The sequence below is a fragment of the Mycobacterium sp. genome, from assembly GCF_032159765.1.
Lineage (GTDB): Bacteria > Actinomycetota > Actinomycetes > Mycobacteriales > Mycobacteriaceae > Mycobacterium.
The window spans coordinates 1-15,125 of the sequence record NZ_JAVHWM010000219.1 but is presented as its reverse complement, the minus strand read 5'-3'; the positions used below and the strand labels follow the sequence as shown (position 1 = coordinate 15,125).

Below are 15,125 nucleotides of genomic sequence, written 5' to 3'. Positions count from 1 at the left end.
CGCATGCAAATATCGTTCTACCATGACGCGCACGTGATGGTCATCACTGGGACCAGAACTCGTGCCGACAATCGTGTTCGGAAGGACGATCGGAGGGACTACTTGTGGTCACAGGTGTCACAGGTAAGGAAGCCAAGGACTGGGCCGCCGAGCATCTGCGGGGCAACTGCAGCTCGCTGTACACCCCGTTTGCGGGTCTGGACGGCGACGACATCGACTACGAGGCGCTGCGCGCCCTCGTGCGCTATTGCCTGGTGGATCTCGACCAGGACGGGATCTGGCTGACCGGCGGGATCGCCGAGTTTTGGTCGCTGACCACCGACGAACTCAAAGAGGTCGTGCGGGTGGCTGTGGAGGAGGCACGCAAAGTCAAGCCAGGGGCGCTCGTTCAGGTGATGTCCAGTACCGACACCGCCAAGCAGTGCGTCGAGCTCACCCTGCACGCTCAGGAGCTGGGTGTGGACATCTGCTACATCCTGACTCCCTACTTCGAATGCTCTGGCAAGCCAGGAGTCTTGGAATACGTGCGCTATGTCGCCGACCGCACCGATATGCCGCTGGGGTTCTTCAACTCACACTCCACCGGCCTGGTACTCACTCCCGGCGAGTGCGTGGAGTTGTACCGCGAGATCCCCGCGCTGTGCGGGCTGAAAAACGGGATGCTGGACGCCCAGCACAGCCTCGAGGTCCACAAATTGGCGCCGGAGATGGTGCTGTGGGAGGCCAGCGATGAAGCGGGCATCCGATTGGGCATACCTCATCCCGGGGCGCTGGGTTCCGCCCTGTATCTCTACGAAAAACCTGGCCTCAAACTTTTTTCCGAGTGGCGTGAGCTGCTCGTGGCGGGCGACTTCGACCGCGCTGACTCGTTTGCGGCCGAGACCGGTCTGGCCGCCATGCGCGAAGCGAGTCGTCGTTATCAGGCGCACCCCGCACGGCCGGGGACCTTCACGCACTGGGGTGCGGGGTTCAAGTTCGGGGCCTCGCTCCTTGGCCTGCCGGTCGGTGACTATCCGCACTCCCGGCCACCGCAGACCACGTTCCCCGAGGACCTGAAGGGCCCCATTCGGGAGGCCTACGTCGCATCCGGGTTCGTTGCGCCCTAACAGAACGGAGCTGTGCTTTGGAGGTCGCCGAGTTCCGTGACGGCGTGCGGGCCTGGATCGACCGACGTGGCGAAGACCTCGTCTCCGCGGTGGAGGATGACAGCGTCGATGCTCAGCTTGATCACCAGCGCCGCATCCAGCGGATGCTGTTCGACGAGGACTGGATGCGATGGGGCTGGCCGAAACGCCTTGGCGGGCTGGGTGGCTCGCCGATTCTTCGCGCGGTGCTTGGCGAGGAGCTCACCAGCCGCGCACTGGTGCACACCACGTCCTGGTCGATGCACGAGGTTCTGGGTCCGGCGGTCGCCGAATTCGGTCAGCCCGAGATGGTGGACGAGATCTTTCCGCGATTGCTGCGCGGCGATGAGTTTTGGTGCCAAGGGTTCTCCGAGCCCGACGCTGGTAGTGACCTCGGATCGCTGCGGACGACCGCACGCGCGCACGGTGACGACTGGCTGATCAACGGCGAGAAGCTGTGGACCAGCTTCGCACAGCACGCCACCCGTTGCGTTGTGCTGGCCAGGACCGGCGAACCGGGATCCCGCGGTGTCAGTGCGTTTCTCGTGGACATGGGCGCCCCAGGTGTCACCGCGAGCCCGTTGCGCACAATGGGAGGGGTCGACGAGTTCTGCTCGACGTCGTTCGTCGACGTCCAGGTGCCCGTACACCGCCTGCTCGGTGAGGTCAACGGAGGCTGGCGGGTTGCCCAACATATCCTGTCGTGTGAACGCGGACCGATCTTCTGGCAGCGCGGCGCGTGGCTCAGCCAGCACCTCGGCATGCTTCTTGGCGACGTGCTCGACGCGGAGTCCGAGGCCGCGGTCGGCCATGCCTTCCAGCTGCTATGGGCATTCAGGGCGAGGTCGAAGACCACCCAGAATCGCATCGCCAGCGGGGATCTGCCCGGACCGGAGGCCTCCGTGGACAAGATCATGATCGCCGCCGCGGATCAGGCGATTTTCGACGCTGCTCGCGAGTTGATGCCCGGCGTGATCGAAACCGACGACACCCCGGCAGGCCAGTGGTGGCGGCGCGAATGGGCGTACTCGCGTGCCGCGACCATCTACGGGGGCACCAGTGAGATCCAGAAGGACATTGTGGCAACGCGCCTGCTCGGATTGCCGCGGAGCGCCTGATGGCTGAGCCGGTAGCGGCCACCGAGCACGATCTGATGGCCGACACGCTGCGCCGGTTGGCCGAAGGGTTCGACGGTGAGGCGCTGTCAAAGGCACTCGATGATTTCGGGTTCGCTGAACTTCTTGCCGAGGCCCCCCGCGGCGCGGTGTCGGCGCTTTTCGACGCCCTCGGCCGCGCTGGCTCGATGTCAGCGGCGATCCAGGATGTGCTGTTACTGCCCTTGGCCGCCGTCCTGCCCGACGGCACCGATGGCCACTGCGTGGTGCTACCCACGATCGGCGCGACGGTAGTTGGCGCGGGTGACGAAAAGGCGGTGACGCTCAGGGGCCTGCTCCTCGGTCAGCGGCCGGGCCGCGCACTGCTGGCTCCCGTCGCGATGAGTGGTGGAACAGTCTGGGTCCAGATAAAAGACCCGGGCCGACTGTCAACGAGAGTGGTCTCGGGCCTAGATCCTGCACTGGGGATGACAGAGGTCACCGCCGACGGCATCGCGGCGACTGTCGTGGCTGATGGTCAGCAGGCTAGGACCCTCGGGGACGCCGTGGTCACGGCGGGACGGCTGGCATTGGGATACCAGATCGTCGGAGCGGTCGGAAAAATGATCGATCTCGCGATCACACACGCGCGCGATCGCGTGCAGTTCGGCCGCCCGATCGGTTCGTTCCAGGGCGTGCGCAACCGTCTCGCCGACGCCTACGTCGCGCGGGAGGCGGCGGTCAGCGCGCTCGATATGGCCTGGGAGGCCGACGACCCATATCTAGCGGGCATGCTGGCGAAATCCCTGGCGGGACGGTCGGCGCGGATCGCGGCAACGCACTGTCAGCAGGTGCTCGCAGGCATCGGCTTCACCGCAGAACACCCCTTCCACCGCTACCTGGCTCGTGCGCTCGTTCTCGATTCAGTGTTGGGCTCGGCCATCGAACTGCGCAGAGCGATTGGGGCATATGCGATTTCGACCGGGAACATTCCGCGGCTGGTCGAGCTGTGAGCGGCGACGACCGTTCCGCGATGCTCACCGACCCCGCCGTGCGGGTGACGCGCGAGGGACCAGTGGCGGTGGTGATACTTGCCCGGCCGGCGAAGGCCAATGCGATGGACAGCGAGATCACTTATGCCCTGCTCCAGGTAATTCAGGCGCTATGCGACGCCGGCGACGTCCGATCCGTGGTGCTTACCGGTGAGGGTGATGCGTTCAGTGCGGGCGGCGACATCGAGACGATCCGAGAGATGAGAGACAACCGCGGTGTTCGCGAGGCGATTCTCGACGCGCACCAGGAGTTGTTCTGGGCCATGGCCCGGTTGCCGTTCCCGAGCGTCGCGGCCGTCAATGGCGCCGCAGTCGGGGCAGGTGTCACGGTCGCTCTGCTGTGCGATCTAGTTGTCATGGCTCAAGACGCGTACCTGGCCGATCCGCGCGTCTCACTCGGCCTGCTCGACGGTGCCGGCGGAATTGTGCTGTGGCCCTTGCTCACCAGCCTATCGGCGGCAAAGGAGCACCTGTTGCTCGGCGATCGGGTTGACAGCGCCGAAGCTTTTCGGTTGGGATTAGCGAATCGTGTGGTCCCGACGTCCGAGACGTTGCCGCAGGCGTCGCGCCTCGCACACCGCCTCGCGGCGCTGCCACCGCAGGCAGCAGGGGCGGCTAAGCGCTTACTGAACTCCCATATCGAGCGAGCCGCCCCGGTGTTGTCCGAGTGTGCGCGCGCCGAGAGCGCGTGCTTCGACACCGAGGAGCACAGCGTTGCGCTGGAGCGGCTGAGCGCGCGGTTGGTCGCGCGGCACTCGGGGGAGTCGTCGTGATCGCAGGCACGCGTGTCGCACTCGTGACCGGCGGCACCAGGGGGATCGGCCGCGCCGTGACCGAAAGGTTGGCCGATTCCGGGGTCGCCGTGGCCGCCGCATACGCCACCGATTCCGTTGCGGCAGAGTCGGTCCGGGACCGATGCGAGAAGGCGGGTGCCTGTGTGACCCTGCACCGAACGGATGTCGGTGACCCGGACTCCTGCCGGCGCCTCGTCGACGAGGTCATCGACCGGTACGGACGGCTCGACTACCTAGTCAACAACGCGGGCACGGTCACCGAGCAGCGCTGGGGCGACATAACGACCGACGACTGGCAACGGCACCTGGCGGTCAACCTCTCGGCCGCGTTCCACTTGACGCAGTCGGCCATGGGCACCATGATCGAGCACCGCTTCGGACGCATCGTGAACATCGGATCGGTGTCCGCCACGATGGGAAGCCCTGTGCAGATCCCTTACGCCACAGCCAAATCGGGGCTCATCGGCTTGACCAGGTCGACCGCACGCGTCGTCGCCCGCAAGGGGATCACGGTGAACTGTGTGATCCCGGGCAGCTTCGACACCGACCTGTCCGACTCGCTGGCGTTCACCGCCCGCGACGTCGTGACATCCATGATCCCGATCGGGCGGTGGGGACGGCCCGAGGAACTCGCGCACGCGGTCAGCTTCCTGCTCGACGACCTGGCCTCCTACGTCACCGGGGCGGTCCTGACTGTAGACGGCGGAATGAGCATGGGCGGATGAGCCCGACTCCGCTGACGGCCGCGCGCGTCGTCGCCCCCGGCGTACCGGAGGAGCGGCAGGACGAGTACCGGAGGATGGGCTACGTCAGCGACATGACGATATGCGCTTCTGTGAGGCGGGCTGCCCGGCAGTGGGGCTCTCGTCCGGCCCTCGTCGAGGCGGCAAATGAGCTGACCTACCAGGAGTTGCTTGTGCGTGTCGAACGCACCGCCGGATGGCTGACCGCGGCTGGGATCCAACCAGGCGATGTGGTGTGTTGGCAGACGCCGAACTGGTGGGAGGCCCATGTGCTGGGCCTGGCTATCTGGCACGTGGGCGCGGTCAGCGCCCCGATCGCTCCGTTCTACCGAGAGCATGAGCTGCGACAGGTGATCGAGGAGGTGCGGCCCGCGGCCGTCGTCACGGCAGCGTCGTTCCGCGGTTTTGCCCACGCCGAAGCGTTCGATGATTTGCTGCGCGACGCCGGTCTCGGCGCGATTCCCAAGGTCGTGCTTCGCGGTTGCCGCTCCGGGTGGACCCCGTTCGAGGATGTCGTCGCCCACGACCGGCGCCCGGACCCGTCCACAATCGGGGCCGGAGAGCCCTGCCTGGTTCTGTTCACGTCGGGCACCACGTCGCGCGCCAAGGCCGCGGTGCACTCCTCGCGGACGTTGTTGGCAGAGACCCGACAGCTCGCTGATGCGTGGGGACTGGGCTGGGAGGACGTCGCTTACATGGCCGCGCCGCTGCAGCACATCACCGGAATACTCAACGCAATGACAATCCCATTGCTGGTGGGGGCCTGCGCGGTTCTCGCCGAGCGCTGGGACGCTCACCAGGCGGTGGCCGACATGACCCGTCATCGGGTGACCTACTCGGCCGGCGCGACGGTATTCCTGCAGGAGCTCACCGACGCTGCAAGAGATGCCCGGGTCCAATTGCCGCTGAGGATGTTTGCCTGTGGGGGAGCCTCGGTGCCGCGCGCGGTGATGGAGCGCAGCGAGGAGCAGGGCATCCCCGCGGCGCGGGTGTACGGCATGACCGAGCTGCCGACCGTGACGGTCATGAACCGTGCGGACCCGTTCGATCTGCGCGCGACGACCGACGGCGCTGTGGCGCCCGGGGTCGAGGTGCAAGTACTCGACGACGACTGTGAGCCGCTGCCAACGGGTTTCGCCGGTGAGCTTGCGGTGCGAGGACCCGAGCGGATGCTCGGCTATCTGGACCCCGAAGCCAACAAAGCCGCACTCGACGACGCTGGCTGGTTCCGAACCGGCGACGTCGGCATCCTCGACGGAAATGGGTTCCTCACGATCACCGGCCGCATCAAGGACGTCATCAACCGCGGTGGCGAGAAGTTCTCCGCTCGAGACATCGAGGACCTTCTCGCGGCGCACCCCGCCGTGCGCCAGGCCGCTGTCGTCCCGGGTCCCGACGCACGGTTCGGCGAGATACCGGTCGCGTTCGTCGTCCTCCACGACGGCGGCCACGCCTCGGTCGGCGAGCTTGCAGCACACCTGCGCACCGTGGGTCTGGCCCGCCAGAAGACCCCTACCGCATGGCATTTCGTGGACTCACTGCCGATGACGCCCTCCGGCAAGGTCAAGAAGTTCGAGCTGGCCGCCACCGCCCTGGCAGCAAGGAGCACAGGATGAACATCGATCAATTCCGCGCGATGCTCGACCTTCGCCAGGGCCGCGACGCCCGCACTGTTCTTCCGGTGGCTCACGAGGGTGCGGAGCGGATTTTCGGCGGACAGATCCTGGCCCAGTTGGTGGCGGCCGTGTCGCCCGACCGCACGGTGAAATCGCTGCATGTGGCGTTCCCGCGCGAGGGGCGCCCGCGCGACCCCTTGTATTTGGACCTCGAAAACACCCACGACGGCCGCACGCTCGGAGTGCGCCGCGCAGTCGTCTACCAGGACACCGAACGCGCCGGGGAGCGCCGCATCGTTGCCACCGGCACAGTCCTCGTCGATCGCGCCGACGACGGGTACGACTATCAATTCAACGCTCCGGTCCGCGCAGATCCGTTGGCGGCCAAGCCGGTCGACTTCCCCGTGGTACCAGGTGAGACCAGACTCATCAGCGACACCGGGCTGGACGATGCCACCGCGGTGCCCGCCGAACTTGCGTTCTGGATGCGCTGCGGCGACTTCACCGACACCACACTGGCGGGGCCGGTGCTCGCATACGTCTCGGACTGGCCGGTGATAGGCACGCTGCTCAAAGCCGTACCGGATATCAGCCAGCAGGACGCCCACGTCCGGCTGCAGACCGGCGTGGTCACCCAGTCGATCTGGTTTCATCGACCGTTCGACGTCTCGGAATGGCTGCGGGTGGAGGTTCGCGGGGAGCGTCTGGTGGGCGGCCGCGGCTTCGGCACCGGAGCCGTATACACCGAGGCGGGTTGTCTGGTGGCGTCGTTCGCTCAGGAGAGCGTGATCAGAAGTTTCGGATAAGGGAGAGTCATGGAGTCAGAACATTTCGTCCGCCTCGAGAACGACGGTCCGGTAGCGGTGATCACTTTGGACCGGCCGAACGCCGCAAATGCGCAGACGGCAGGTGTCTTAAAGGATCTCGACGATGCATGGCGGCGCGCCGACGAGGACCCTGACGTCCGCGTGATCGTGTTTAAGACGACCGGCAAGCACTTCTCCGCCGGGCACGACATGTCGGGCAAAGATCCCTCGGCGGATGGGCGGCACCTCGGCCCCCGACGCGATGCCGACGGCAAGCTGGTAGCAGAGCAATACTACGACTGGGAGACTCGCGGCTACCTCGACTACGCCAAACGGTGGCGCGACATCCCCAAACCGACGATTGCGGCCGTGCAGGGTAAGTGCATCGCGGCGGGCCTGATGTTGTGCTGGCCCTGCGATCTCATTGTCGCCGCCGACAACGCACAGTTTTCTGATCCGGTGGCCCTGATGGGCATCATGGGTGTCGAATATCACGCTCACACTTGGGAATTCGGTGCTCGTAAGGCTAAGGAAATGCTGTTCACCGCTAGGGCGGTGAGTGCGCAGGAGGCTCTGCAGACGGGGATGGTCAACCACGTGGTGCCTCTTGAAGAGCTGTCAGACTTCACGATGGATCTGGCCCAGCGCATCGCCAAGACTGATCCGTGGGCGCTGCGGATGGCCAAGCGGGCGGTCAACCACACCCTTGACACGATGGGCTTCTCGACGGCGATAGCGTCATGCTTCGACATGCACCACCTCGGCCACGCCCGGGCGCTCGCGGCCACCGGCGGGCGCACTGTCGTGCTAGCGGACCTGGACCGGATGAAGACCGCAGGCCGTTCCGGCTGACCTCAAGCCTGAATCTCAGGCGCTGGGAACGGAACTGGCGTCCTCGGATTGGAAAAACAACATTACCTTAAGGGTGCAGGGCTGACGGTGAACGGGGATCGTCGCGATGTCTTAAGACGGAGTGACGTGCAGATGGAGTTGCTCGTGCCTGCGGACCAGCAGGCTGTCCACCCACTGTGGGGCATGGTCGGGGTCGAGTGTGAAGTTTCGGGTCTGCTCGAGGAGCTCGGTGAGCACGGCGCGGGCTTCTATCCGGGCGAGTGCGGCTCCCACGCAGAAGTGGATGCCGTGCCCAAAGGCCAAGTGACGCTTTGGGGATTCCCGCGTCAAGTCCACGCGGTCGGGCTCGTCGAATTGGGCGGGGTCCCGGTTGCCTGCGGCGAACAGCAGCAGCGCCGTAGAACCCGCCTCGATGTCGGTGCCCCCGAGTGTGGTGTCGTGCGGAACGCTGCGCATCATCTGCCGGAAGGGCGATTCGAGTCGCAGCGCCTCTTCCACGAAAGCGTCGATGTCTTCGGGATGATCGCGTAGACGCTGCTGCAATTCGGGGTCCTCGGCAAGCATCCGGACGGCGTTGCCGAGCAGGCTGGTCGTCGACTCTCCGCCTGCGCTGAGCAGCGTGTGCAGGATGGTCTGCACCTCGCCCATCTGCAAGGTGCCCGCGTCCAGAGCCCGCCGGACCGCCAGCAGGATTGTGTCGTCATCGCCGTCACCTGTGGCCCAAACCTGGTCGGCGATCCACTCCTGGATGACACCGATGCGCGTCACGAGGTCGTTGAGCCGATCCAGCGGCATGGTGCCGCCGACCATCGTGGTGGACTCGAACGCCGCCCGCAGCAGTTGCATCGGGTTGGTGTCGCGGAAGCCGATCAGCTTGGCGACCACAGTGATCGGCACGATGTTGCCCATCGTGGCCATGAAGTCGAAGTTGTTGTGGCGCAGGGCCGAAGCGACGGTCGCTGCCGACAGTGCACGGATGTGATCTTCCAGGGCGCGCATCCGCCGCGCCACCAACTCGGGAAACACTGCCCGCCGGTGGGTGGTGTGCAGCGGGGGATCGGCGGCGGCCAAAGTGGGCAGCGCCGCGTCGCCGAAGTCGAGGCGGGCAGGCAGCCCGTCCTCGTCGCGGTAGATCAGACATTGCATCGTGGACGAGAAATCCTCCGGGCGTGCGACGGCCTCCGATAGCAGGTCGAAGGTGCTGATGACGACGACGTCGGTGCCGGGCACCGGCCAGACGGGTGCCTGCTCGCGCAGCGTCCGATAGAAGTCGTACGGGTCGGCGAGGACTGAGGGGTCCAGCAGCATCGACCTGCTCAGCGTGGTCATGGGCGCTTGGTGATTTGGTCGAACAAGCTCGTCATGTCGCTGTAAACCCACGACTCGTACACCTTGCCGTCAGCGACGGCATAGATCTCGCAACTCTCCACATCGATCTCACGATGAGTCGGCGCGATGCCGCCGTATTCACCGATGTGCACGCCTCGCAGCGTCCAGCGCGCACACACGAAACCCCGTGCGCCGAACAGCAGATCCTCGTCCAGGTGCAGGCGGTCGAACGCGTCGTTCAGCTGGGTGAGGTTCGCCCGGATGTCGCTGATCGTGAGCGGCGTGTCCAGCCCGCTCACCCACCGCGGGGCGTCCGGCAAGAACCCGGCCAGATATCCCTCGACATCGCCGGCGTTGAGAGCGGCGACCGCGCGACGAATCAGCTCCTCTTCAGGTGTTGCGGGATCTGTGGACATTCGTCCACTTTGATGGATGAATGTCCACAAATCAAGACCAACCGGGTTTATGGTGGGCTTGTGACTGACACGGCTCGCGCAGAGTTGCGCAGCCAGCGGCGCGCTGCCCGACGCGCGGAGAACAGAGGCGCGATTCTCGACGCTGCGGAACGGGTCTTCAGCGAAGACGGGCTCCGGACCGGCTCGCTCCGTCGCATCGCCGAGCTGTCGGGCTACTCAACGGCGGCGATCTACAAGTTCTTCGACAGCAAGCAACATCTCGTCGCCGAGGTACTCACCCGGCGAGGCGACGAATATCTCGGTGAGCTCAGAAAGGCTGCGCATTCCGAGGGAACGCCGTTGGACCGCCTGCATCTCATCGTCGACACGGCGGCCGAATACTTCAGTGCGCGTGAACACTTCCGGTCGGTGCTGCGCCAGATGCAAGGAGGCTCAGCGATTCTCGGCCCGATACTTGAGGCGCTCGCCGAGGACGTCTACGGCCGCTACGCCGACGCGATGAAGCTGATGACCGACCTCATCCGCGAAGGACAGCAAGCGGGAGAAATCCGGGCCGGGGATGCCGGCGGTCTGGCGCACCTGGCGTCGGTACTGACCAATGAATACGCATTGGCTGATGTCGCACTGGCGCCCTCGGAGTTTCACGCAGTATTCGACGGCGCCCTGCGCGCGGACCCGGCATGTTGATGCCATCAACACCGACCGCGTATCCGCAGGTCGTTTCGCGTACTTCCGCGTTGTTTCGCGTAGCGAGATCCAGCATTTCCGCAGGTCAGTTAGATTTCTGTACCGGTTTCGATTCCCGGCAGCTCCACAGTTAAAGGCCCAGGTCAGAGAAACATCTCGAGCCTGGGCCTGGCTGCCTCAACAGTTACGTCAACAATCAGGGCTCCGATCATCGGTCATGGCGTCGCTGCGCACCCGCGGCCGCAAGGACAGGACCACGTCCAGCGCCAAACGTCCGACGGATCAGCCGTTGGAGACGACGTTCTCCTTGCCCAGGAGGAACCGCGAGGTGAGGTGCCGGCCACTGGAGCAGGCGATGGAGCTGACCAGAATCCGACCTCGCTTCAGCCGGTGGCCGCTCGGGCAGTGCAGCGGTGGTCGGACCATCCAGTCGCCATCGGTGGAGCGGACCAGATCGCCGACTGCGGGCACGGCCTCTACGTTAAGGGCGTAGACTCCCTGGTGAGTGGGGTTGATCGGCGAACCTGATCTGGTGGCTCCTAATGGAAGCCCAGCCGCAACCCCACCCTCAACTTTCCACCGCTTCCGGTTCGCGCTGTTGACGACGGTTGAAAACCGTCGTCAACAGGCGCACCCGTGTGGCCCGAGCCGGTCACCAGCGCCGAGCTGCCGAGGACCAAACTCACCAACACCAGCAGCCACAAGCCACTAGGGCCGCCCGCCCCAAAAGTCACCAGAGTCGTAGCCAACTCGAGCCGCAGTGCCTATCCGGAGTCGGGTCGCCGCCCGGGCGGCGGTGTTCGGATGCGTGCAGGATGAAGTCCTGCACGGCACACGCGAGAAGGGGGAAACCTATCCGATGGCTGAACTCGACGCACTCGTCGACGAGACTGCCGAAACGCTGCTGAACGCGATCAAGGCGTCCGCCGAGAAGACAAGTGTTCCGAGGCACCTGTTGAGTCTTGCGCAGGCGTACGCGCTCGTAGTTGCTCCGGGATCCGCGCTAGCGCCGGCCGAAACCGACGACTCGGATTGATCCGACTGGCGAGCCCTTCACGCAACGACAGGCTCGGACGGATGAGGCACCTGTCCCACGTAGCAGTCGGGCCGCCACCCGAGCAGGATGACGGGGAAGGTTAACGGGCACTTTAAGCCTCGATGCGCATCACATTTCGGCGCGGGAGCGCACCTCACGCCTCAGCTCGATTACCTGCTTCTCCAGGTCAATCACGCCCTTGACGCACATCGCGGTCAGAGCGATGAGCTTCACGATCGCGGACCAACTCTTGTTCTTGCCTGTGAAGGATTCGTCAAGCTGCTCGAACTTGTCGACAAGCTCCCTACCGACCACGGATTCGGGATCGAGATCTATCCGTCTGATTCTGCTGAACGGCGAGAAATCGTGGATTTCTTTGGGCTCGGGCGCCATATTGCGAGCTTAGCCCGGTCGATGGGGCACCTGTTACTCAATGTAGACGTCGGGCCCGCCACCCAAGCAGGATGACCGGCCCGACGTACGACGGGAGGAACCGAGCGCGGCCGAGCCGCTTGTGTGACGTACCTACGAGCTGTGGTGTGTGACCCTGCGATGTCATGCGGTCACACTCCCGGGCAGGTGGCCACTGCGGAGACTCCAGTACTTTTCACCCGCGCAGTATTTTCGAAACTAAGCTGTCAAATCTTGCCTTGACTAGCGGTTGGTCCACCACCGAAAGAAGAACCCATGACCGACACGCCCGAAGACCCGCCGTCGCCCGACGAGTTCCAGACGGAGATGGCCCAAGTCGACCGCGAGTTCGCCGATGCACGCCGGTATCTGTCGGCGTTGTGCGCCGAAGACAATCAGGCGCTCGGGGCGCTGATGGTGGAGATCCACCGCAGCGGACGGGCCATGAAGGTCCTGGCAGCGATGGCTGTACAGGCCCTCGACTTCGCCCGCCTGTCCGCAGACCGCCTCGGAGGCGATGTCCAGAAGTGGCTCGACGACGCGGAGATGGCCCAGGACACCGCCAAGATCGAGCGGCACAACACCGAACTCGGCGGCGAGGGATAACCTTCGCTGCCGTACCTGCCCCAAGGCATCGGCCCCGGCTGATCGGTGTCCTTTGCAAGGCGACGATAACCGGCACTCGTGGCGAACTTTCAGCAGGAGAGATCTACTCGCAGCCGGACGCTCTTGACTGCTCCCGCGTCACCGGGATCGCCGCTCCCGTGGTCCATGGGTGGTCTCCGCGAAGTGCTCGGCGATTCGAAGAAGCAGCGGCGCGTTTTAGGATTCATGTCATTGGTCACGTCGACCTCGCCGCCGGGTCGCAGGTGCGGATCGAATGGCACTTCGATCACACCTGGTCGCGACTGGCGAATTACTGCGCCAGGATGGTGCGAGTCCGTTGGTTGGCGTGCCCATCGGAGTCGTCGAGCACCAAGACAGTTCGGTGAAGTAGACCCGTCATCCCGTGATTGGCCAGCCACTCCATGGTCTGCGCGGCGGCTGATGCGCCGTCCACCCACGGTGAGGCACGCTGCAGACGTGAGCACCTGCGCGAGCTCCCGCACCGGAAGAAGATGCTGACCCTGCTCACCGCGACGAAGGACATCGACATCAGCGAGGCCGCCCTCCTGGCCAAACTAGTACTCAGCTGACGGTTTCGGGCGCACAATTGAGGTGTCCGTGTAGAACCTGGGAGCCGCGATGAGCGAGCAAAGGTACGACTTTTTCGGCAAGATCTTCCAGCGGTACTTCAGACCCGCCATTGGCGCACATCCGCGAGTAGGTGGAGCACTCGTCGAAAGTTTGCTCACGCTGACTGACGACGTCCCGGATCGATTGGCGGAGACCCGGCGGGCGGCCATCGCATGGGGCAAAGCTGAGACCCCGAACGCCAGGATCACCTCGGAACTCTTCGTGATCACCCAAAACGGACTTATGTATGCCGCCGGGTTGAACGAGTCGCGCGGGGCACTGTATTACCTCGCCACGCCGCCGGCGTTGTTCGATCCGTTCGTCGATCAGGTAGAGACAGCCGAACTGCGTGAGGGCGCGGTGGTCATGGTGGACAGCCGGTTCGGCCGCGACCTCGCATCCGCTCATCCGATGGACGCCGCGCTGCGCCGGATACTCGATGAGCACCTGGCGCTGCGGGTGGATCTGCCCGCTTAGCTATCTCTTCGCCGCCTCAGTTCAATGTTTGCTGGGCGATCCGCGGGGTCCGCCAGTCCGCAACAGAGTTTCTGCTGGCTTGCCGGAACAAACGCAACCAACCGAACGAACCGCGAATTTCGGTCCGAGTAGCCTGAGCACATTCCCATCCAAGGTGAGGCTGACGGCCCGATCCGAGTCGCCGTGCTCTCGCCGATCGCGTGGAGGACACCACCGCGTCACTACGGGCCGTGGGAGCAGTTCGCCTCGTTGCTCACGGAGGGGCTGGTGGCGGCTGGCCATCACGTCACGCTGTTCGCCACTGCAGACTCGATCACCGCCGCCAGCCTCCACGCAACCGCGGCTTGTGGCTGGTCTGAGGATGCGACGATCGACGCCAAGGTCGCAGAGTGCCTGCACATAGCCTCGGTGTTCGAGCGCGCTAGTGAGTTCGACATCATCCACAACGGATTCGACTTCCTGCCGCTCACATACAGCGATCTCGTCGCGACACCGGTGGTCACCACGATCCACGGGTTCTCGTCCGATCGGATCGTTCCTGTCTACGAGCGCTACGACAGCACCACGGCGTACGTGTCGATCAGCGACGCCGATCGACACCCGAATCTGCACTACGCGGCGACCATCCATCACGGCATCGAAATCGACCAATTCGCAATCCATCCGAGTCCCGGCGAGCACCTGCTGTTCTTCGGACGGATCCACCCCGACAAGGGCACCGCCCACGCGATCGAGGTCGCCAGGCGCTGTGGTCGCCGGCTCGATATCGCCGGAATCATTCAGGACGAGCAGTACTTTCGGGACGAGGTCGCGCCGCACGTCGACGGCGAGCAGGTGCGCTACCTCGGTGCCGTCGACACCTCCGCGCGTGCCGAGGTACTGGCTGGTGCGCACGCGCTGCTCCACTTGATCGACTTCGACGAGCCTTTCGGCTACAGCGTTGTCGAGGGGATGGCCTGTGGCACACCGGTCATCGCCAACTCGCGAGGATCGATGGGCGAGCTAATCATGCACGGGCGCACCGGCTTTCTGGTTGACGACATCGATTCGGCGGTGGCCACGGTCGCCAAAGCTGGCGAGCTCAACCGGCGCGAGATCGCCCGGCTCGCCGCCGAACGCTTCACGGTGAGCACCATGATCGACAAGTACGTGAAGGTGTATTGCGACGTTATTGGCAATCGGACGTGACACTGGCCCAACGGGATTGGTGGAAGTCTGCTGTCGTCTACCAGATCTATCCGCGCAGCTTCGCCGACTCGAACGGCGACGGGTTCGGGGATCTGGGTGGAATCATCGGGCGGCTCGACTATCTGCGCACGCTCGGGGTCGACGTGATCTGGTTATCGCCGATTTACCGATCACCGCAGGCAGACAACGGCTACGACATCAGTGACTACCGCGACATCGATCCGTTGTTCGGCACTCTGGCCGAATTCGACGCGCTGTTGGCCA

19 protein-coding genes are annotated in these 15,125 nt (G+C 64.8%); 15 read left to right on the top strand and 4 right to left on the bottom strand.

The window, feature by feature from the left end:
• Positions 1-104 precede the first annotated feature (104 nt).
• The 8 genes from QOH60_RS27980 to QOH60_RS27945 are packed head-to-tail and all read left to right on the top strand — an operon-like array spanning position 105 to position 8,081.
• Positions 105-1,106: a dihydrodipicolinate synthase family protein gene (locus tag QOH60_RS27980; protein WP_526425146.1), complete on the top strand. Its 1,002-nt coding sequence runs from the start codon at positions 105-107 to the stop codon at positions 1,104-1,106.
• Positions 1,107-1,123: 17 nt separating this feature from the next.
• Positions 1,124-2,242: an acyl-CoA dehydrogenase family protein gene (locus QOH60_RS27975; protein ID WP_526425145.1), complete on the top strand. Its 1,119-nt coding sequence runs from the start codon at positions 1,124-1,126 to the stop codon at positions 2,240-2,242.
• Positions 2,242-3,231: an acyl-CoA dehydrogenase family protein gene (locus QOH60_RS27970; RefSeq protein ID WP_526425144.1), complete on the top strand. Its 990-nt coding sequence runs from the start codon at positions 2,242-2,244 to the stop codon at positions 3,229-3,231. The genes QOH60_RS27975 and QOH60_RS27970 overlap by 1 nt, the downstream gene beginning before the upstream one ends.
• Before the next feature lie 20 nt (positions 3,232-3,251).
• The gene (locus QOH60_RS27965) at positions 3,252-4,043 is read left to right on the top strand and encodes an enoyl-CoA hydratase/isomerase family protein (protein ID WP_526425143.1); all 792 of its coding nucleotides are present in this window, start codon (positions 3,252-3,254) and stop codon (positions 4,041-4,043) included.
• Positions 4,040-4,789 carry an SDR family NAD(P)-dependent oxidoreductase gene (locus QOH60_RS27960; protein ID WP_526425142.1) on the top strand — a complete coding sequence of 250 codons (750 nt, stop codon included), beginning with the start codon at positions 4,040-4,042 and terminating at the stop codon, positions 4,787-4,789. Before QOH60_RS27965 ends, QOH60_RS27960 begins: the two co-directional genes overlap by 4 nt.
• Positions 4,786-6,423, top strand: a complete 1,638-nt coding sequence (locus tag QOH60_RS27955; protein WP_526425141.1) for an AMP-binding protein — start codon at positions 4,786-4,788, stop codon at positions 6,421-6,423. Before QOH60_RS27960 ends, QOH60_RS27955 begins: the two co-directional genes overlap by 4 nt.
• Positions 6,420-7,229: an acyl-CoA thioesterase gene (locus QOH60_RS27950; protein ID WP_526425140.1), complete on the top strand. Its 810-nt coding sequence runs from the start codon at positions 6,420-6,422 to the stop codon at positions 7,227-7,229. The genes QOH60_RS27955 and QOH60_RS27950 overlap by 4 nt, the downstream gene beginning before the upstream one ends.
• A gap of 9 nt (positions 7,230-7,238) precedes the next feature.
• Complete coding sequence (locus QOH60_RS27945; RefSeq protein WP_526425139.1) at positions 7,239-8,081, top strand: enoyl-CoA hydratase/isomerase family protein; 843 nt, start codon at positions 7,239-7,241, stop codon at positions 8,079-8,081.
• 111 nt (positions 8,082-8,192) lie between these two features.
• Here the strand turns inward: QOH60_RS27945 and QOH60_RS27940 are convergent, their stop codons facing one another.
• Complete coding sequence (locus QOH60_RS27940; protein ID WP_526425138.1) at positions 8,193-9,410, bottom strand: cytochrome P450; 1,218 nt, start codon at positions 9,408-9,410, stop codon at positions 8,193-8,195.
• Positions 9,407-9,826: an ester cyclase gene (locus QOH60_RS27935; protein WP_526425137.1), complete on the bottom strand. Its 420-nt coding sequence runs from the start codon at positions 9,824-9,826 to the stop codon at positions 9,407-9,409. The genes QOH60_RS27940 and QOH60_RS27935 overlap by 4 nt, the downstream gene beginning before the upstream one ends.
• A gap of 60 nt (positions 9,827-9,886) precedes the next feature.
• Between QOH60_RS27935 and QOH60_RS27930 the strand changes: the two genes are divergently transcribed.
• Positions 9,887-10,513 (top strand): TetR/AcrR family transcriptional regulator, encoded by a 627-nt coding sequence (locus QOH60_RS27930; RefSeq protein WP_526425136.1) that lies wholly within the window; start codon positions 9,887-9,889, stop codon positions 10,511-10,513.
• A 282-nt stretch (positions 10,514-10,795) separates the two neighbouring features.
• On the opposite strand, the gene QOH60_RS27925 is transcribed toward QOH60_RS27930, so the two are convergent.
• Positions 10,796-10,984 carry a hypothetical protein gene (locus QOH60_RS27925; protein WP_526425135.1) on the bottom strand — a complete coding sequence of 63 codons (189 nt, stop codon included), beginning with the start codon at positions 10,982-10,984 and terminating at the stop codon, positions 10,796-10,798.
• Positions 10,985-11,273: 289 nt separating this feature from the next.
• Here QOH60_RS27925 and QOH60_RS27920 point away from each other — a divergent pair, with 289 nt between their 5' ends.
• On the top strand, positions 11,274-11,549 hold the full coding sequence (locus QOH60_RS27920) for a hypothetical protein (protein ID WP_526425134.1): 276 nt from the start codon (positions 11,274-11,276) through the stop codon (positions 11,547-11,549).
• 129 nt (positions 11,550-11,678) lie between these two features.
• Here QOH60_RS27920 and QOH60_RS27915 read toward each other — a convergent pair whose 3' ends face one another.
• On the bottom strand, positions 11,679-11,942 hold the full coding sequence (locus QOH60_RS27915) for a hypothetical protein (protein ID WP_526425133.1): 264 nt from the start codon (positions 11,940-11,942) through the stop codon (positions 11,679-11,681).
• Between the two features lie 294 nt (positions 11,943-12,236).
• Here QOH60_RS27915 and QOH60_RS27910 point away from each other — a divergent pair, with 294 nt between their 5' ends.
• From QOH60_RS27910 to QOH60_RS27890, 5 genes are all read left to right on the top strand, one after another.
• A complete protein-coding gene (locus tag QOH60_RS27910; protein ID WP_526425132.1) occupies positions 12,237-12,566 on the top strand; it encodes a hypothetical protein in 330 nt (109 codons plus the stop codon).
• 407 nt (positions 12,567-12,973) lie between these two features.
• Positions 12,974-13,156 carry a hypothetical protein gene (locus QOH60_RS27905; RefSeq protein ID WP_526425131.1) on the top strand — a complete coding sequence of 61 codons (183 nt, stop codon included), beginning with the start codon at positions 12,974-12,976 and terminating at the stop codon, positions 13,154-13,156.
• A gap of 49 nt (positions 13,157-13,205) precedes the next feature.
• A complete protein-coding gene (locus QOH60_RS27900) occupies positions 13,206-13,673 on the top strand; it encodes a glucose-6-phosphate dehydrogenase (RefSeq protein ID WP_526425130.1) in 468 nt (155 codons plus the stop codon).
• Between the two features lie 183 nt (positions 13,674-13,856).
• Complete coding sequence (locus tag QOH60_RS27895; RefSeq protein ID WP_526425129.1) at positions 13,857-14,861, top strand: glycosyltransferase family 4 protein; 1,005 nt, start codon at positions 13,857-13,859, stop codon at positions 14,859-14,861.
• Positions 14,858-15,125 (top strand): alpha-amylase family glycosyl hydrolase (locus QOH60_RS27890; protein WP_526425128.1); only part of this gene is annotated, 268 nt, incomplete at its 3' end. The genes QOH60_RS27895 and QOH60_RS27890, both read left to right, overlap by 4 nt.